The 18,650-nt window shown below is 71.6% G+C and carries 15 protein-coding genes; 10 read left to right on the top strand and 5 right to left on the bottom strand.

The genetic code is table 11. The annotated features are described in order from the left end of the window. Genes ABZU53_RS25805 through ABZU53_RS25815 form a run of 3 tightly spaced genes read left to right on the top strand, consistent with a single transcriptional unit; the run spans position 1 to position 3,562 of the window. A complete protein-coding gene (locus ABZU53_RS25805; protein ID WP_354856186.1) occupies positions 1-972 on the top strand; it encodes a sugar ABC transporter permease in 972 nt (323 codons plus the stop codon). Then, positions 969-1,793, top strand: a complete 825-nt coding sequence (locus ABZU53_RS25810) for a carbohydrate ABC transporter permease (protein WP_354856187.1) — start codon at positions 969-971, stop codon at positions 1,791-1,793. Before ABZU53_RS25805 ends, ABZU53_RS25810 begins: the two co-directional genes overlap by 4 nt. Before the next feature lie 56 nt (positions 1,794-1,849). After that, positions 1,850-3,562 (top strand): trehalase family glycosidase, encoded by a 1,713-nt coding sequence (locus ABZU53_RS25815; RefSeq protein WP_355068005.1) that lies wholly within the window; start codon positions 1,850-1,852, stop codon positions 3,560-3,562. 50 nt (positions 3,563-3,612) lie between these two features. Here ABZU53_RS25815 and ABZU53_RS25820 read toward each other — a convergent pair whose 3' ends face one another. Continuing rightward, positions 3,613-4,626, bottom strand: a complete 1,014-nt coding sequence (locus tag ABZU53_RS25820; RefSeq protein WP_354856189.1) for a LacI family DNA-binding transcriptional regulator — start codon at positions 4,624-4,626, stop codon at positions 3,613-3,615. 248 nt (positions 4,627-4,874) lie between these two features. Here ABZU53_RS25820 and ABZU53_RS25825 point away from each other — a divergent pair, with 248 nt between their 5' ends. Together ABZU53_RS25825 and ABZU53_RS25830 are read left to right on the top strand one after the other, a co-directional pair. Further along, entirely contained in the window at positions 4,875-5,324 is a 450-nt protein-coding gene (locus ABZU53_RS25825) for a hypothetical protein (RefSeq protein ID WP_354856190.1), read from the top strand. 106 nt (positions 5,325-5,430) lie between these two features. Continuing rightward, positions 5,431-5,742, top strand: a complete 312-nt coding sequence (locus ABZU53_RS25830) for a hypothetical protein (protein WP_355068007.1) — start codon at positions 5,431-5,433, stop codon at positions 5,740-5,742. Between the two features lie 100 nt (positions 5,743-5,842). On the opposite strand, the gene ABZU53_RS25835 is transcribed toward ABZU53_RS25830, so the two are convergent. Further along, complete coding sequence (locus ABZU53_RS25835) at positions 5,843-8,668, bottom strand: glycoside hydrolase N-terminal domain-containing protein (protein WP_355068008.1); 2,826 nt, start codon at positions 8,666-8,668, stop codon at positions 5,843-5,845. A gap of 458 nt (positions 8,669-9,126) precedes the next feature. Between ABZU53_RS25835 and ABZU53_RS25840 the strand changes: the two genes are divergently transcribed. The 3 genes from ABZU53_RS25840 (at position 9,127) to ABZU53_RS25850 (ending at position 13,034) form a co-directional block, all read left to right on the top strand. Continuing rightward, complete coding sequence (locus tag ABZU53_RS25840) at positions 9,127-10,701, top strand: glycoside hydrolase family 43 protein (protein ID WP_355068010.1); 1,575 nt, start codon at positions 9,127-9,129, stop codon at positions 10,699-10,701. 44 nt (positions 10,702-10,745) lie between these two features. Continuing rightward, a complete protein-coding gene (locus ABZU53_RS25845) occupies positions 10,746-11,810 on the top strand; it encodes a LacI family DNA-binding transcriptional regulator (protein WP_354856194.1) in 1,065 nt (354 codons plus the stop codon). Positions 11,811-11,900: 90 nt separating this feature from the next. After that, positions 11,901-13,034 (top strand): DUF6596 domain-containing protein, encoded by a 1,134-nt coding sequence (locus tag ABZU53_RS25850; protein ID WP_355068035.1) that lies wholly within the window; start codon positions 11,901-11,903, stop codon positions 13,032-13,034. Between the two features lie 151 nt (positions 13,035-13,185). On the opposite strand, the gene ABZU53_RS25855 is transcribed toward ABZU53_RS25850, so the two are convergent. Continuing rightward, positions 13,186-14,079: an SGNH/GDSL hydrolase family protein gene (locus tag ABZU53_RS25855; protein WP_355068012.1), complete on the bottom strand. Its 894-nt coding sequence runs from the start codon at positions 14,077-14,079 to the stop codon at positions 13,186-13,188. 274 nt (positions 14,080-14,353) lie between these two features. Between ABZU53_RS25855 and ABZU53_RS25860 the strand changes: the two genes are divergently transcribed. Together ABZU53_RS25860 and ABZU53_RS25865 are read left to right on the top strand one after the other, a co-directional pair. Next, positions 14,354-15,967: a ricin-type beta-trefoil lectin domain protein gene (locus ABZU53_RS25860; RefSeq protein WP_355068014.1), complete on the top strand. Its 1,614-nt coding sequence runs from the start codon at positions 14,354-14,356 to the stop codon at positions 15,965-15,967. A 165-nt stretch (positions 15,968-16,132) separates the two neighbouring features. Beyond that, the gene (locus ABZU53_RS25865) at positions 16,133-16,846 is read left to right on the top strand and encodes a hypothetical protein (protein WP_355068015.1); all 714 of its coding nucleotides are present in this window, start codon (positions 16,133-16,135) and stop codon (positions 16,844-16,846) included. A gap of 54 nt (positions 16,847-16,900) precedes the next feature. Here the strand turns inward: ABZU53_RS25865 and ABZU53_RS25870 are convergent, their stop codons facing one another. Then, entirely contained in the window at positions 16,901-17,737 is an 837-nt protein-coding gene (locus ABZU53_RS25870; protein WP_354856198.1) for an alpha/beta hydrolase, read from the bottom strand. 47 nt (positions 17,738-17,784) lie between these two features. Continuing rightward, on the bottom strand, positions 17,785-18,348 hold the full coding sequence (locus tag ABZU53_RS25875) for an alpha/beta fold hydrolase (RefSeq protein ID WP_355068016.1): 564 nt from the start codon (positions 18,346-18,348) through the stop codon (positions 17,785-17,787). Between the last annotated feature and the right edge of the window lie 302 nt (positions 18,349-18,650).

Below are 18,650 nucleotides of genomic sequence, written 5' to 3' on the forward strand. Positions count from 1 at the left end.
ATGACCCCCACGACGCGGATTTCCACCATCACGCGAGGCCACGGTGGGGCGGTTGAGGCCGCCCCACCCGGGCCCCCCGCGCCTCGAAGCCGCCGGCCCGGACGTTGGCTGGCGTGGGGCTTCCTGGCGCCGACGGTCGTCTACCTGCTGGCCTTCTACGCCTACCCGCTCTACCGCAACGTCGAGCTGAGCCTGCGCGAGTACACCGTCCGCTCGTTCGTGCAGGGCGGCGCACCCTTCGCCGGCCTGGACAACTACCGCACCGTCCTGGCCGACCCGGCGTTCTGGCCGACGTTGGCGCACACAGTGGTCTTCACCGGCGCGTCGCTCGTCTTCCAGTTCAGCATCGGCATGGCCCTGGCCCTCTTCTTCCGCCAGAACTTCCCGCTGTCGGGCACCCTGCGGGCGCTGATCCTCGTACCGTGGCTGCTGCCGCTGATCGTGTCGGCCTCGACCTGGTCGTGGCTGCTCAACAGCGACTCGGGCCTGGTCAACGCCGCGCTGGGCGTCGTCGGGATCGACCCGGTCAACTGGCTCACCTCGCCGACCTGGTCGCTCACCTCGGTGATCATCGCGAACGTCTGGATCGGCATTCCGTTCAACCTGGTGGTGCTCTACAGCGGCCTTGCAGCGATCCCGGTCGAGGTGTACGAGGCGTCCGCGCTCGACGGCGCGACCGGTTGGCAACGGTTCTGGTCGATCACGTTCCCGCTGTTGCGCCCGGTCTCCGCGATCACGCTGCTGCTGGGGCTGATCTACACGCTGAAGGTCTTCGACATCATCTGGATCATGACCAGGGGCGGCCCGACCGGTTCCTCCGCCACGCTCGCCACCTGGTCGTACCGCCTCGGCTTCGGCAACCTGCTGCCCGAGTTCGGTCCGGGCGCGGCCGTCGGCAACCTGCTCATCGTGATGGCCCTGATCGCCGGGCTCGTCTACATCCGGTCCCAGCGGAGGCAGCACCTACGATGACCACGTCACCGCGTCGTGTCTGGTGGAAGACCGGAGTCGGTCTGGTGCTGACCGGGCTGATGCTCTTCCCCGTCTACTGGATGATCAATGTGTCGTTCACCCGGGACCAGGACATGCGGGCCAGTCCGCCGCACCTGTTCCCGACCGACGGCACGCTGGACGGCTACCGGGCCGTCCTCGACCAGCAACTGCCGTACCTCGGCACCAGTTTCCTCGTCGGGCTCGGCACGGTGGCGCTGACCGTGGCGCTCGCCGCCCCCGCCGGGTACGCGCTGGCGAAGCTGCGGCCACCCGGCGGCCCGGCGCTGAGCTTCCTGCTGCTGATCGCCCAGATGATCCCGGGCATCATCATGGCGATGGGCTTCTACGCCATCTACCTCACCCTCGGCGTCCTCAACACGCTGCCGGGCCTGATCCTGGCCGACACGACACTCGCGGTGCCGTTCGCCGTACTGATCTTCACGGCCTTCATGTCCGGCATCCCCGACGAGCTGCTCCAGGCCGCCGTGGTCGACGGCGCGGGACGGCTGCGTACCTTCTGGTCGATCGTGCTGCCGGTCAGCCGCAACTCGATCGTCACGGTGTCGCTCTTCGCGTTCCTGTGGTCCTGGTCCGATTTCATCTTCGCCTCGACCCTGGCCGGCGGCGGCGACCACCAGCCGATCACCCTCGGCATCTACCACTACATCGGCAACAACAACCAGCAGTGGAACGCCATCATGGCCACCGCCGTCGTCGCCTCGATCCCCGCCGCCGTGCTGCTGATCCTGGCGCAGCGGTACGTCTCGATGGGCGTGACCGCCGGCGCCGTCAAGGATTGACCATCCGCGGCGGTCGAGGACTGACCACCCGCACCACAGAAAGGCACCCGCCACCCATGACCGTCGCCCCGTCCGGTCCGGAGTTCGCCATCCAGGACATCCCGTTCAGCTACCGCGGATCCTGGTTCAACATCTCCCCGGTGGTAGCCGAGAAGACGTACGCCGACGACCTGCACCTGGTGTCGCACCAGACCGGGCTGCACCCGGTGCTGCGCCTCTCCCCCACGGCCGCGGGCACCACGGTCGTGGCCACGCCCGCGCTGCTGACCTGGCGTGCCGGTCCCGGTCGGATCGAGGCCGCCTACGACGCACCCGACACCCTGCGGATCCGGGGCCGGCACCTCGGCCTGCGGATCGCCGCGGCCGCGGGCACCCTCACCCCGTTCAGCGGCACCTACCTCTACCTCGACCCGGTCGACGGCTCACACGTCTTCACCTCGTACGAGACCGGGCGCCGCTACCGGGTCACGGTGCTCTCCGGCGCGCTGCGTCGCGCCGACGGCGTCGAGGCGCTCGGCACCGCCGACCGCTGCCTGGACCTCCCCGGCGACCAACCCTGGGAGATCGCCATCGAGGAGTACGCCACCGCCCGCCGGCCGTACGCCGCCGCCGTCCCCTTCGACCGGGTGTGCCGCGACCGCAGCGCCGAGTTCGCCGCGTTCGTCGACGCCGTCGCGCCGTGGCGCGGCGCGGACACCCCCGCCGCCGAACTGGCCGCGTACGTGCTGTGGTCCGCCACCGTCGCCCCGGCGGGCTTCGTCACCCGGCCCGCCGTCCTGATGTCCAAGCACTGGATGGACAAGGTGTGGAGTTGGGACCACTGCTTCAACGCGATCGCGCTCGCGGCCGGTGAGCCGGAGCTGGCCTGGCACCAGTTCCACCTGCCCTTCGACCACCAGGACGGCGCGGGTGCCCTGCCCGATTCGGTCACCCACTCGGAGGTGCTGCACAACTACGTCAAGCCCCCCATCCACGGCTGGGCCCTGCGTCACCTGCGCCGACGCCTCCCCCAGTCACCGGACCGGGCGGCGCTCGCGCAGACGTACGACCGGCTGGCCCGCTGGACCGGGTTCTGGCTCGACGCGCGCCGTGCGCCCGGCCACGACCTGCCGCACTACCAGCACGGCAACGACAGCGGCTGGGACAACGCCACCACGTTCGACGAGGGCCGGGTCGTGCAGACCGCCGACCTGGCCGCGTTCCTGGTCTCCCAGTTGCGGTGCTTGGCCGACCTCGCCACCGAGCTGGGCGAACCTGCCGACCGGTGGTCCCGGGAGGCCGACCGGATCCGGACGGCCATGATCGGGCAGCTGTGGGACGGCGAGCGCTTCACCGCCCGCAGCCCGCACACCGGGCAGCGGCGGACAAGCCGCAGCCTGCTCGACCTGATGCCGGTCGCTCTCGGCGCCGACCTGCCCGCCCCGATCGCCGACGCGCTGGCCCGGGGCGTCGAGACCCACCTCACCACGCACGGGCTGGCCACCGAACCGACGGACTCGGCCCACTACCTCGCCGACGGCTACTGGCGGGGCCCGATCTGGGCGCCCTCCACCGTGCTGGTCGAGGACGGTCTGCGGCGGGCCGGGCACACCGCGATCGCCGACGACATCAGCCAGCGCTTCCTCGCGCTGTGTGAGAAGTCCGGTTTCGCGGAGAACTTCGACGCCGAGACCGGCGCCGGGCTGCGGGATCGCGCGTACACCTGGACGGCCAGCAGCTACCTCATCCTCGCGGCCGCCCAGGAGGAACGCCGAGCCGCGCGGCGGTAGCCGGCCAGCGGGGTCCCGCCGATGGGCGGGGCCCGCGCGCCGGTGGAGGGTCAGTGGGTCCGGACCGGGCCGGTGCTGGACCGCAACGAGATGGGCGGGCTGTAGAGGCGGTGCCGCGGCACGCTGCCGGGGGCCGCGATGATCTCCAGCAGCAGCGACACCGCCTCGGCGCCCATGTCCCGCATGGGCACGTCCGCCGCGGTCAGCGGCGGGCGGAAGTCCTCCGCCCAGTGCTGGGCGGCGACCCCGGTGACGGAGAAGTCGGCCGGCACGGACAGCCCGGCGCTGGTCAGCGCACGCTGCATCCCGGGCAGCGCCGCCTCGTTGATGGTGGCCACCGCCGTGACGTCCGGATGCGTCCCGAGCAACTGCTCCACGCACGCCTCACCGGAGGCCGTGTCGTCGCCGCAGCAGACGTCCACGCCGACCAGACCTCGTTCCGCCACCGCCGCCTGGAAACCGGCCAGCGCGCGATGGCTGGGCCCGTAACCCGCCGCCACCAGCTCGGCGGAGCGGTTGACCAGCGCCACGTGCCGATGCCCCAGATCGGCCAGGTGGTGCACGCAGCGCGCGATCAGCCCGGCGTAGTCGATGTCGACCCAGCTCATGCCGTGCGCTTCGGCCGTCCGACCGATCGTGACGAACGGCAGACCCGTTCTGGCCAGCCGCGTGACCCGGTCGTCCTCCAACCGGATCTCCATGAGGACCACGCCGTCCACCCGACGGCCGGTGACGATCCGCTCGAACGACCGGTCGTGGTCGCCGCCGGACGGGGACAGCAGCACATCCAGGTCGTGGCGGGCGGCGGCCTCGACGACGCTGGCCACGAAGCCCAACTGCATGTCGGTCAACCGCTGGCTCGCCGGTGGGATCACCAGCCCGAGGGTGCGGGTACGCCCCTCCTTCAGGGCGCGGGCGCTGGCGTTCGGCCGGTAGTCCAGCTCGTCGATGACCGCCTGGATCCGCTGCCGGGTCGCCTCCGAGACGGTCCGCTTGCCGCTCAGCACGTACGACACGGTGCTGCGGGACACCCCCGCCCGCCGGGCGATCTCCCCGATGTTCATACGCCGCCCTCGAATCGATTCCTGCCCCGACGGGGACGCGCCCAGCTCCGGTTCCGAGCATAAGCGCTCCGCACCGGCACCCGGATGCCCCGCCCGGCCCGTTCGGCCCGCCGGACCGGGTCGGCCCGCCCGTCCGCCGTCCTCGACCCGGTCAGGAATCAAGAAGCGCCGCCTCGGCGCCCCGGCCTAGCCTTTTCCCAGGTAGCCGGCACCACGCCGGGCCGGAAAACATCGAGAGGGAGCCCGACATGTCCGCGAAGACCTCCACGACCGAGTCCGACGGCTTCAGCGCCGAGGAGCGCGCCGCGATGAAGGAGCGTGCGGCCGAGCTGCGCGCCGAGGGTAAGAAGGGCGCCAAGAGGGCCGACGGGTTGCAGGCGGTCCTCGACCGGATCGCGCAGATGGCGCCCGACGATCGCGCGCTCGCCGAGCGCGTGCACGTGGCGGTGACCGCCGCCGCCCCCGAACTGACGCCGAAGACCTGGTACGGGATGCCCGCCTACGCGAACGCGGCCGACAAGATCGTCGTCTTCTTCCAGGACTCCGGCAAGTTCAACTACCGCTACTCGACCCTGGGCTTCCAGGACACGGCCAACCTCGACGACGGAGATATCTGGCCGGTGGCGTACGCGCTGCGGACGTGGAGCCCCGAGGTGGAGAAGAGGGTCATCGAGCTGGTACGCGCGGCGGTCTCCTGAGCACCGCCGCGATCGGGTGGCTCGCGGTCGGCGGACCGGGTCCCGTCCGCACGCCCGCCGGCCCGCGGTGACGCTGGCGCTTGCGCCCACCGGCGATGATCGGTCCGTGTCGCTCTGGGAGGTCGTCTCGCGCATCGGCGTACCGCTGATCGCCGTCGTCGGCGCCGCGTTCGTCGTGGCTGGCGCGTTCGCCGACCCGCCCGACTCCTTCTCCTGGCCACGCGGCTGGCAGTGGGCGTGGACGGGGCTGTGGCTCATGGCCGCCGGCGAAGCGGCGTTCGGCACCGACCGCCCGTGGTTCGAGCGTGCGTGGAAGGGCACCGCGGCGCTGCTCGTCGCCGTGGCGTGCGCGGTCGCCGTGTGGCGTCATTATCGGTGGCGAAGGCAGGCGAGGCCCACGGGCGAGCGAGGGCGGTAGCCGACGGTCCGGGACGACGCGACGCGCACGCCGGCCGCCCCAGCCCGCCACCGGCACCGGGCCGACGGCGGGCTGAAGCGCAGGCGCGGGACGCGCCGGGTCAGGTCGTCGTGCAGGTGAGGTCGGTCGGCGGGTTGTTGACGCCGGTCGCGGAGGCGATGAAGCCGAACGTCGTCGAGCCGCCTGCCGGCAGCGACCCGTTGTAGTCGACGTTCGTCACCCGCACGTTCGCGCCGCTCTGCGTGTGGGCGCCGCTCCAGATCTGGCTGATCACCTGCCCGTTGGGGAACGTCCAGGAGACGGTCCAGCCACGGATCGGGGCCGCGCCGGCGGTCACGGTGACCTCGCCCTGGAAGCCGCCCGACCACGAACTCGTCACCGTGTACGTGGCCCGCGCACCGGACGGCGACGGCGTGCTCGTCACGGTCGGCGTCGGCGTCGGGCTCAGGGTCGGAGTGACGGTGGGCGTGGGCGTGCTGCTCAGCGTCGGCGACGGTGTCACACCGGGCCGCGCGGCGCGGTAGGTGTGCCCGGCGCGGACGGCGAACTGGACGACATCCGTCTCCGGCCGGGTGGTGGTGGGCGTGCTGCCGTCGGTGACGTCGTCGAGGGTGAAGGAACCGGTGAAGAGCCGGCCCCGGAGTCGTACGGTGCCGTCACGGTCGGCGCGGACGCTGATCTCGTCGGCCTGCCCGCTGGTCCAGGCCACGCCGACGGTGTATCCGCCGCGCGCGCGTAGCCCCGCGACCTGGCCGGTGGGCCAGGCGCTCGGCAGCGCCGGCAGCAGGTGCAGCTCGCCGGTGTGGCTGTGCAGCACCATCTCGGCGATGCCGGAGGTCGCGCCGAAGTTGCCGTCGATCTGGAACGGTGGGTGCAGGTCGAACATGTTCGGCGCGAGCCGGTCGGTCCGCACGAGGTCCTTCAGGAGCTTGTGGGCGCGGGCGCCGTCCTCCAGCCGAGCCCAGTAATTGATCTTCCAGGCGAGGGACCAGCCGGTGCCGTCGTCACCGCGCAGCTCCAGCGTCCGGCGCGCGGCCTCGTAGAGCTGCGGGGTGCCGCGCCGGGTGATCTGGTTGCTGGGATGCAGGCCGTACAGGTGGGAGACGTGCCGGTGGTTCCGCTCGGTCTCGACCCAGTCGGCGAGCCACTCCTGGACGTTGCCGCGCGAGCCGACCTTCGTGGGCGCCAGCCGGTCCCGGGCCGTGCGCACCTGGGAGCGGAACGTCGTGTCGACGCCGAGCACCTCGCTGGCGCGGGCGACCGCGTCGAACAGGTCCCGCAGGATCTGGTTGTCCATGGTGGGGCCCGCGCAGACACTGGCGTTCGAGTGGTGCGGCAGCTCGGGCGAGTTCGACGGGTTCGTGACCAGGTAGCCGAGCGTCGGGTGGGCCACCAGGGTGTCGAGGAAGAACTGGGCGGCGCCCTTGAGGGCCGGGTAGTTGGCCGACAGGAAGCCGGTGTCGCCGGTGAACAGGTAGTGCTCCCAGATGAGGGTGGACAGCCAGGCCCCGCCGGTCTGCCACATGCCCCACAGCGCCCCGTCGACGACCGAGGCGCCGCGCCACCCGTCGGTGTTGTGGTGGGTGACCCAGCCGCCGGCGCCGTACTGCGCCTGGGCGACGCGCGCACCGGTCACCGTGAGGTCCTTGATCATGTCGAAGACCGGCAGGAAGCACTCGGCCAGGTTCGTCGTGTCGGCGGGCCAGTAGTTCATCGGCAGGTTGGCGTTGATGGTGTACTTCGAGTCCCAGGGCGGCGTCATGGAGTCGTTCCAGATGCCCTGGAGGTTCGCCGGCTGGGTGCCCGGCCGCGACGAGGAGATCAGCAGGTAGCGGCCGTACTGGAACAGCAGGGCGGAGAACTGCGGGTCGTTGGTGCTCGCGTGCTGGGCGATCCGCACGTCGGTCGGCTGATCGGCGGCGGCCGTACGACCCAGGTCGATGGTCACCCGGTTGAACAGGGCCTGGTAGTCGGCGAGATGGCGACCGCGCAGCTGGTCGGCGCCCACGCCACGGGCCGCGGCGAGACGGCTGCGCGCGATGCCCTGGTAGTCACCGTTGACCGTGCGGTAGTTGACATAGCTCGAACCGATCGAGATCAGGACGGTCACGCTCGTGGCGCCGGAGACGCGCAGGGTGCCCCCGGAGCTGCTGACCGTGCCGCCGGTCGCGACGGCCTGGGCCAGGGCGAGGAAGCGCACCGACCCGTTGACACCCTCCATGGCGCCGGAGATGCCGTCGACGGCGATCGTGGTGGCGTCGGGGCTCGACATCGTCGTCCGCTGCGGGCTGTCGAAGGTGGCGTTGAACGTGATCGAGTTGGCGCGGTCGGCGGTCAGCCGGAGCACGATCACCGCATCGGGTGCGCTGGCGAACACCTCACGCTGGTACCGGACACCGTTCAGCACGTACGTCGTGGTGACGGTGGCGGTGGTGAGGTCGAGCGTCCGGTTGTACTGCGAAACCCCGCTGGCGGAACCGAAGGCGAGTCGGAGGTTGCCCACCGGCTGGTAGGCGAGCTGGCCGCCCGGGGTTCCCATCATCGTCTGGTTGATGAGGTCCTGCGCCTGGGTCCACTGGTCCGCGAAGACCCGCCGCCGGATCTCGGCCAGGTTGGCCGCCCCCCGGGTGTTGGCCGAGTCGTACGGGCCGCCGGCCCAGATGGTGTCCTCGTTGAGCTGGAGTCGTTCGGTGTCGACGTTGCCGAACACCATCGCGCCCAGCCGGCCGTTGCCGATCGGCAGCGCCCGTAGCCAGTCGGTGCCCCCGGGTCCGTCGTACCAGAGGGCCAGGTCGCCGGCGGCGAGCACCTGCGGCGGCGCCACCGAGCCGGCGCGGGCGACGGCGGACCACGCGACTGGCAGCAGCGCGGCTCCGGCGCCCGCCGCACCGGCCCTGAGCACGTTCCTTCGTGTCACTTCAGGCATGGTCTCTCCAATCAGCGCAGTTCAGAGGCGCAGGAGGGGGAAGGACGGCGCCCGTGCCGGGCCACCGCCGAGGAAGTCGAATGTCGTGGACATGCCCACGGCCAGCGCGCCGTTCGAGGTCTCGTGCGAGACGTGTGGTGGGGCACCCTGGTGTTAGCGTTAACAGGTGCCGCCCGTTCGCACCCTGCAGCAACGTTCACAGCCGGGACCGACGCGCCGAGCTCCCGACGGCGCGTCACCTCTCCCTCAATAGACCTTCGTAGATGGCAGTGCCGCTCGTCAAGAGGTGTCGGCCATGTTTCCCGCCAGCGTCCCGCCGGGGTCGCGGGCCGGCCGCCCCGCCCCGACGCTCGGACCGGGTTGCCATCCCGACGCCATCTTCGTAGCATCCAGGGCAGACGATGTTATCGCGAACATTTGGTGGCATCAGGGTATGCACCCCGCAGGAGGTGGCGCCAGTGTCCGCAGGCACGCCGGCCGTCTCGGGCTACCACAACCCGGTCGTCCCCGGCTTCTACCCCGATCCGAGTGTCTGCCGGGTCGGCGAGGACTACTACCTGGCCTGCTCCAGCTTCGAGTACTTCCCCGGGGTACCGCTCCTGCACAGTCGGGACCTGGTGAACTGGCGACAGATCGGCAACGTCCTCGACCGTCCCAGCCAGCTGGAGATCCCGCCGGACGCCGACGCGTCCCGCGGCATCTTCGCGCCGACCATCCGCCACCACGACGGCCGGTTCTGGGTGATCACCACCAACGTCAGCCTGGGCCGACACCTCATCGTCACCGCGGAGGATCCCACCGGCCCGTGGTCCGAGCCGGTCTACCTCGACCTCCCCCACGTCGACCCGTCCCTGGCCTGGGACGACGACGGCACCTGCTGGCTGACGACCTCCGGAGTGGACGCCTACCGGATCGACCCGGACAAGGGGCAGGTGCTGGAGGGGCCGATTCCGCTCTGGTCGGGCACCGGCGGCCAGTACCCGGAGGCGCCGCACCTCTACCGGATCGGCGACTGGTGGTACCTGCTGCTCTCCGAGGGCGGCACGCACACCGGCCACGCCGTCTCGGTCGCCCGCTCACGCAGCCCACGGGGGCCCTTCGAGCCCGCGCCGACCAACCCCATCCTCACGCACCGCAGCACCAACCTGCCCGTACAGGCCGCCGGGCACGCGGATCTGGTGCAGGCCGCGGACGGCAGCTGGTGGATGGTCCTTCTCGGCATCCGGGCGAAGGGCCAGTGGCCGCCCTTCCACGTGCTCGGACGCGAGACGTTCCTGGTACCGGTTCGCTGGGACGGCGGGTGGCCCGTCGTGGACGTCGTCCGGGAGGTCACCGCCGCACCCGCCGGCAGCGCACCGGCCCTCGCGGCCCCGCCCGGCCCGGTCACCTACCACGACGACTTCGACGCGACCGCCCTCGCGCCCGGCTGGATCTCGCCCCGCTCCCGCCCCGACGCGGCCTGGTCGCTGACCGAGCGGCCCGGATGGCTCACCCTGCACGCCACCGGTACGACGCTGGACCGCGCCGGCGCGACGATCGTGGCGACGCGCCAGCGCCACCATGACTGCCGTGCCGGCACCCGGGTGGATCCGGGCAGCGGCACGGCCGGGCTCACCATCCGAATCGACGAGGCGCACCACTACGACCTGGAGGTCCGCGCCGGCAGCGTCCGCGTCGTCGGCCGGGTCGGGCCGTTCCGGCAGGTCTTCGCGTCCCTCGACGTACCCGCTGGCCCGCTGGTCCTGACGATCGCCACCCGGACCGACGACCTCTACCCGCCGACCGTGACCTCCGCGGCGGACCTGGCGGCCGCGGACGAACCCTTCGGTGTACGCCCCGCCACCTCCGACATGATCTCGTTCGAGGTGGAGACCTCCGGGGGCCGCGTCCTGCTGGCCGAGCTCGACGGGCGCTACCTGTCCACCGAGGTCGCCGCCGGCTTCACCGGCCGGGTCATCGGCATGTACGTGACCGAGGACAGCGCCGCCTTCGACTGGTTCGACTACCGCCCGGCAGCGCGGCCGATCGACTGAGCGCGGACCGGCTCGCCATCGACGGATCACCGTAGACTCCCCGTGTGATCGAGGAGAGCCGGCGGCACCACCCCCGCAAGCCCCGGCGCGGTGACCTGCCCATCGCCACGATCGCCGAGCTCGCCGGGGTGTCCCCTCCCACGGTCTCCAAGGTTCTCAACGGCCGCGCCGGGGTGGGCGAGCAGACCCGGCAGCGGGTGGAGGCCCTGCTGCGGGACCATGGCTACCGCCGGCCGGAGACCGCCGCGAGAACCCTCTGCATCGAGGTGCTCTTTCACCAGATGCTGTCCTCGATCGCCCTGGAGATCCTGCGGGGGATCCAGGAGGTCGCCGGCTCCCGGGACTGCACGGTCGGCTTCATCGACATCCGCCATCGGGTGGCGGCGGGACTGCCCTGGATGGAGCCCCTGCTGCTGCGGCAGCCCACCGCCGTCATCGCGGTCTGCTCCCTGGTCACCGCCGAGCATGGCAGACAGCTGACCGCCATGGGCATCCCGCTCGTGGCCATCGATCCGGTCGGCGAGCTGTTCCCCACGCCTGCCGTCGGGTCGAACAACTGGAGCGGCGCCCTGGCCGCCACCCGGCACCTGCTCGACCTCGGCCACCGACGGATCGGAGTGGTCACCGGGCCGCAGCAGGACCTGTCCGCGCGGGCTCGCCTGGACGGCTTCCGAGCCGCGCTGGACCATGCCGGCGTTCCGTTCGACGGCAGCCTCGAACGACGCGGAGTCTTCAGCTTCGAGGACGGCCGTGACCTCGGCCGTGAGTTGCTGACCCTGGCCGAACCGCCCACCGCCGTCGTCTGCGGCAACGACCTCCAGGCGCTCGGCGTCTATGCGGCGGCCCACGAGGCCGGTCTGCGAATCCCCGACGACCTCAGCGTCGTCGGCTTCGACGACGTGGACCAGGCGACCTGGACCACGCCACCGCTCACCACGGTGCGACAGCCGTTCAGCGAGATCGGGGCCACCGCTGCCCGGCTCGCGTTGGCGCTGGCCGACGGCCATTCCCTGCCCCAGGAGCGGTACGAGCTCGGCACCGCGCTGGTCGTGCGGGGCAGCACCGGGCCGCCCGGTTCCCGGCGGCCGGACGCCGCCCTCCGCCCGTGAGCCGCAAAGTTCTCTTGGCGGCCATGTCGAGAAACGGCGCGCGGCTCCGTCCCTGACCGAGCCCCCCACCATCGCCGAATGACCTCGGCGATGAACGACGCACTGCTCCGGAGCCTCACGCCGGGCGTGCTCGGCGTCCTCGTCCGCCGCGGAGCTGACTTCGCGGCGGCCGAGGACGCCGTGCAGGACGCGCTGGTCGAGGCCATCCGCGTCTGGCCGGCCGACCCGCCGCGGGACCCGAAGGGCTGGCTGATCACCGTGGCCTGGCGCCGGTTCCTCGACACCACGAGGGCGGACGCTGCCCGTCGCCGTCGTGAGGACCTGGTCGACTCCGAGCCGGCGCCGGGGCCCACGCCGGCGGTGGACGACAACCTCCAGCTCTACTTTCTCTGCGCCCACCCGTCGCTGACGCCGTCGTCCGCCGTCGCGCTCACGTTACGCGCCGTCGGCGGGCTGACCACCCGTCAGATCGCCGACGCCTACCTGGTGCCCGAGGCGACCATGGCGCAACGCATCAGCCGGGCCAAACGCACCGTCTCCACCGTGCGGTTCGACCAGCCCGGCGACGTCGCCACCGTGTTGCGCGTCCTCTATCTGGTCTTCAACGAGGGCTACACCGGCGACGTCGACCTCGCGGCCGAGGCCATCCGGCTCACCCGGCAGCTCGCGGCCGCCATCGACCATCCCGAGGTGGCGGGGCTGCTCGCCCTCATGCTGCTGCACCACGCCCGCCGCGCCAGCCGGACCGCGTCCGACGGCAGCCTGGTGCCGCTCGCCGGGCAGGACCGCAGCCGGTGGGACACCGCCGTCATCGCCGAGGGTGTCGACATCCTCCAGGCGGCCCTCGCCCGCGACCGGCTGGGCGATTTTCAGGCCCAGGCCGCCATCGCGGCGCTGCACGCCGACGCGCCCACCGCCGAGGAGACCGACTGGGTGCAGATCGTCGAGTGGTACGACGAGCTGGCACGCCTGACCGACAGCCCGGTCGTCCGGCTCAACCGCGCGGTGGCCGTGGGTGAGGCCGACGGCGCCCGGGCCGGTCTGGCGGCGCTCGCGGCGTTGGACGACTCGCTGCCCCGTCACACGGCGGTGGCGGCGTACCTGCACGAGCGCGACGGCCAGCTCGCGACGGCGGCCCGCCTGTACGTCGAGGCGGCCCACCAGGCCCCCAACCTCGCCGAGCGCGACCACCTGACACGCCAGGCCGCCCGCCGGCAGCGGTGACGGCTCCCGCCCGACGTCGGCAACGCCCCCGTCACACGCCTGTCGCCGGCGGCGACGGCGCGGACCACCGGGCACCGGTCATCCGGACCAGCCTCGACTGCCGGCCCCGCCGCCGTCGCATGGCGGAGCCGGCGCGAACGATCGTGCTCGGTCAGCTGTTCAGAGTGGCGAGCAGCGCGCTGCTCATGCCCTGCTCACCGCGCGCGTTCGGGTGGAAGGGCGCGGCCGAGTTCTGCGGCACCAACCCCTCGACCCACCGGGTGCCGCTGCCCTTGCACGCGTCCCGACCGATCGACGGCGTGTAGACGTCGGCGTAGGTGGCGCCGTTCGCCCCCGCGGCGCTGGCCAGCATGGCGTTGAGCGACTTCTCGATACCCCGCAGGTACGGCACGTCCTGGTAGGCGATCGGGACGACGGGCCAGCAGCCGTATCCGCTGTCGGGCAGGATCGCCGGATATCCGAGCACCACGATCCGCGCACTCGGCGCGGCCCGACGGATCGCCTGCAGCGTGGTCGTCACCTTCGGCACGGTGGCCGCGATCCGGGCCTGTAGCTGGTCGGTGCCTCCGGCGGTGTACCGGTTCTTGCAGGGTGAGCCGAGGGGACTGCTGAGGCTCGCCTCCGCGCATTCGCTGATGATGCCGGAGAAGCCGATGTCGTTGCCGCCGATCTGCACCGTCACCAGCGCCGTGCTCGACGTGACCGCGTTGAGCTGCGGTGGCACGTTGATGCCCAGTTGGCCGCTGCCGCCGTAGAGGATGTCGTCGGTCGTGGCGCCGGAGCAGCTCACGTCAGCGAACGACGTCGAGCCGGCGGACGCGGCCACCAGCGAGGGATAGTTGCGGTTGGACCGGAGGCAGTTGAGGTCGACCTGGGTGGGGATCAGCGGACCGGCGGTGTACGAGTCGCCCAGCGCGACGTAGCGGCCGGTGGGGACCGCGGCGCTGGCGGGTGTGGCGACGGCGAGCAGCACACTGGCGGTGGCCGCGGCGAGCGCGGCGAGTCGGGTGGCTGCCCGCAGGAGCGGCAGGCGGGGACGGGGCATGACGCCTCCCAGGGGAGATCGCGGTGGTGATGGTGGTGCCGAGATCCTGTCGCCGCCCGACGAGTGGCGTCAATATAGATGGACCTCACTAAATACCTTCCCACGATGTGGGTCAGGGGGGCTGTGCGACAGGCTCCGACCCTTCGAGGTCCGCGCCGGATGCCGGCGGCGTTGACGTCATATGTCGTACGGGTTAAATTGTCAGTGATCTATATCCCTGGCTCCTGTGGACCGGCAGCCGGCCCTCGCCGCCAACCACCCGCGAGGAGTGCACGTGCTCAGACGAAGAATCGCCCTACTGCTCCCCGCGCTCCTCGCGGCCGCCCTCGGCACCGCGGTGGTCAGCGGCGCGGTGGTGCTCACCACCACCCGACCCGCGCAGGCGTTGGAGAACGGGCTGGCCCGCACGCCACAGATGGGCTGGAACGACTGGAACGCGTTCGGGTGCAACGTCAACGAGACGCTCATCCGGCAGACGGCCGACGCGCTGGTCTCCAGCGGCATGGCCGCGGCCGGATACCGCTACGTCAACATCGACGACTGCTGGTCCACCAAACAGCGCAACGCCAGCGGCGACCTGGTCGCCGATCCGCAGAAGTTCCCGAGCGGCATCAAGGCTCTCGCCGACTACGTCCACGACAAGGGCCTCAAGCTCGGCATCTACTCCTCAGCCGGCACCCTCACCTGCGCCGGGTACCCGGCCAGCATCAACTACGAGCAACGCGACGCCAACCTCTGGGCATCCTGGGGGATCGACTACCTCAAGTACGACAACTGCGGCGACCACCTCGGTCGGAGCGCGCAGCAGCGCTACACCGCCATGCGGGACGCGCTCGCGGCCACCAACCGGCCGATCCTCTACAGCCTGTGCAGTTGGGGACAGGACAGCGTCTGGACCTGGGGCGCGGGGGTGGGCAACTCCTGGCGTACCACCGGCGACATCGGTGGGAACTGGAACTCCATCATGAGCATCCTCGACCAGCAGGTCGACAAGGAGTCGTACGCCCGACCCGGCGCGTGGAACGACCCGGACATGCTGGAGGTCGGCAACGGCCCCACCGACACCGAGTCCCGGGCCCACTTCAGCCTGTGGGCGTTGCTGAACGCCCCGCTGCTGGCGGGCAACGACATCCGCACCATGTCGGCGGCCACCCGCACGATCCTGACCAACACCGACGTGATCGCCGTCAACCAGGACTGGGGCGGTCAGCAGGGCCGCAAGATCAGTGACTCCGGCGACCTGGAGGTCTGGCGCAAGCCGATGTCCACCGGCGGGGTGGCCACAGTGCTGCTCAACCGCGGCAGCGGCACGACCACGATCTCCACCACGGCCAGCGCGCTCGGGCTCGGCAGCGCCGGCTCGTACGCCGTACGTGACCTGTGGTCCCACACGACCTCGACGTCCACCGGCACGATCAGCGCGTCGGTGCCGGCGCACGGCGCCGCCATGTTCCTGGTCACCGGCGGCGGCACTCCCCCACCGAGCACTCCCCCACCGAGCACGACGTCGACGATCCGCAGCACGTCCGCCGGCCGGTGCCTGGACGTCAACGGCGCGTCCCAGACCAACGGCGCCACGACCATCATCTGGGACTGCCACGGCCAGGCCAATCAGTCCTGGACCTCGACCAGCGCTCAGGAGCTGCGGGTCTACGGAGGCAAGTGCCTCGACGTCTACAACGCCGGCACCGCCAACGGAACATCGGTGATCATCTGGGACTGTCACGGCCAGGCGAACCAACAGTGGCGCTTCAACGCCGACGGCTCGATCACGGCGGTCGCCTCGGGCCGCTGCCTGGACCTGGTGGGCAACGGTACGGCGAATGGCACACGCACCCAGATCTGGGACTGCAACGGCGCAGCCAGCCAGCGGTGGAGCCGCAGTTGAGCGACCCGCCACGGTAGGCGGGGCCGGCCGGGCGCGGTCGCGGGCACCGACCCGCGCGTCGCCCGGCCGGCGCACGCCGCTCCATGCTCACCCCTGCGGCACGCGGGGAACGTCCGACGCATAACATTGCCACGGTTCGGGACGGCTCTGCTGAAACGAGGCGACATGCGTTGGCTCCAGCGGTTGCTGGGCGGCGGGCGGGTCCAGCTCGACCCGGGGCGGCAGCAGGCGCTGCTGCGAGACCTCCAGCACGGATACGGCGCGCACTCCCGGAACCCGTTTCCCGCGCAGGTCGAAGCGGCCACCGGAATGCTGGGCGGCGACGACGGCCTGGTGGTGGCGGCCCGGATTCTGAGCCAGGTCGCCGACGAGGCACACGTGGATCTGCGGGCGCAGGCGCAGGACATCCACCGGCGGACGGGCCGGCGGCTCCTGGTGCACCGGCGCAACTACCGGCCGCTGTGGATGGAGGCCGGTCCCGGCCTGCGGTGGCCGCTGTTCGCGTTGCCGTGCGGCTTCCACCCGTACGCCCAGGTGGCCGCCGCCGTCGCGGTGGTCGGCGGCCGGGCGGCCCGGCTCGATCGGGTGACCGACCCGAACCCGCTGGTGATCCATGTGTTCGAGGTGCTCGACCTCACCACCGCCGGCTGGGAGTACGGCCGGGTGCGGGTGGACACCGACGCCGCCGCCTTCGTCGATCGACTGATCACGAGCGCCGCGCAGATCCTCGCCGCGATGGACGACCCGCCCCGGTTGCCACCTCCGATCCGTGCGCTGATGCGTCGCAACAACACAGTGGACGTGCACGATCCGGCCGGCCCGCGCGCGGTGGGACGGATCAACCTGGGCGCGCGGATGCGGGAACAGCTGCTGGCCTGACCAGGGCGGGCCGAGGACCCTAGGCGGGCTCAGGACCCTAGGCGGGCGTTGACCCTAGGCGCGGGCGTTCGTGGCCAGGAAGGCGAGCAGCAGGGCCGCCGTCTCGTCGGGGTACTGCACGTGCGGGTAGTGACCCGCGCCCTCGATGACCTCGAGGCGACCCAACCCGGCCGGCAGCGCGGCCACGATCGCCTCCCCCTCGGCTCGCGGGTCGGCCCAGTCCGGGTCGAGCGATCCCTCGACGATCAGGGCCGGGCAGCGGACGTTACCCAGCTGCGCCCCGGCGTCGACCGGCGCCGACTGGCCCATCTTGCGCATCGCCGCCATCCGGCCGGGCTCGCGCATCATGGCGTCGATCCGGGCCGTGCGAGCGGCCCAGTCGGCCGGCTTTTTCGCCGGGTAGGCGATGTCGAGGTAACTGCGCCAGAGGGGCACGCTGCCCAGCAGGCCGGTGCCGAGCAGCCGGGCCATGCCCTTGCGGTAGCGGGCGACCCGCAGGTCGCCCAGCTTGATCGACTGCTTGCGGGTGAAGGGGGTCAGTTCGACGATGCCGGTGATCAGCTCGGGCGCCTGGGCGGCGGCGATGGTGGCGGCCCCGCCGGAGATCGAGTGGCCGACCAACACGGCCGGACCGCCGAGGTGGCGGATCACCGCGAGCAGATCGCCGGCGATGTCGGTGCGGCTGTAGGAGGGCCACTGCGCGCTCGACTCGCCGCAACCCCGCAGGTCGACGGCGGTCACCCGGTAGCCGGCGGCCACCAGGCGCGGCACGACGAAGCGGTACGCCTCGCGGCTGTCACCCATGCCGTGGGCGAGAACGACGAGCGGCCCGGAGGCGCCGGTCACCTCGTACGCCAGGGTGCCGCCATCGACGGTCAGGTACTCGGTCATGGGATCCTCCATGTTCGGCTAATTGCGTTAGCTTTAAGCTAATGCAATTAGCCAGACGTGTCAAGCCTGATCACCTTCGCCACGTCACCGAGGTCGTCGTTCAGCTGGTGATCGCGCCCCGGCAGCCGGTACACCCGCGCCTGCGGGAGCACGCCCGCGTACAGGTCCGCGTGCGACGGCGGCGCCGTCTCGTCCTGGAGCCCGTGAAACACCCGCACCGGTACGCCACGCGGCAGCCGGGCACCGAGGTCGTGCGGCAGCTCGAACTCGTCGCCGGGCCAGCCGCCCGCGCCGACGAACGGGGCGGCGATCAGCACGATCATCGCGAGGTCCCGCTCGGGTGGCCGCTCGGCGAGCGCGTGGACGAGGATCGCCCCGCCCACCGAATGGCCCACGACGACGGCGCCGTCGTCCAGTGCCGCGATCTCCCGCCGGATGGCGGCGCTCCAGGTGGCGTAGCTCGGGTCGCCCTCGTCGGGCATCCGCGGGTAACGAACCTCGTACGAGTCCCCGAGCCCGCGCCGCAAACTGTCGAACAACCTGCTGTCCCACTCGTCGTGCGTGCCGGCGCCAGCGCCCTGAACGAACAGGATCTGCGCGGTCGCTGCCATGACGATCTCCTCTCGCGTGCTCGCCCCCGATCGGGTTCGATACCCGGTGCAGCGTCGACGCGGCGCCGTGCGCCGGCGACGGTGTGCGCCGCGCTGCCGCGGGGCGCTTCGACGGGGATTGTGCGGCGCGTGCAGGGCCGGCGAGGACGTGCCGGACGGCCTGCCGCAAGGGCGGAACCAGGCACGAATCAGCGGAACGATTTCATTCACAGCGGGAAAAACACCACTGCTATCCGCTCCCACTTTAACGTATATCGCAACGGGGGTCTTGCCGCAAGACCCGGGTCTTGCCGCAGAATCGT

Source organism: Micromonospora sp. NPDC005194, assembly GCF_040608335.1.
Classification (GTDB): Bacteria; Actinomycetota; Actinomycetes; order Mycobacteriales; family Micromonosporaceae; genus Micromonospora.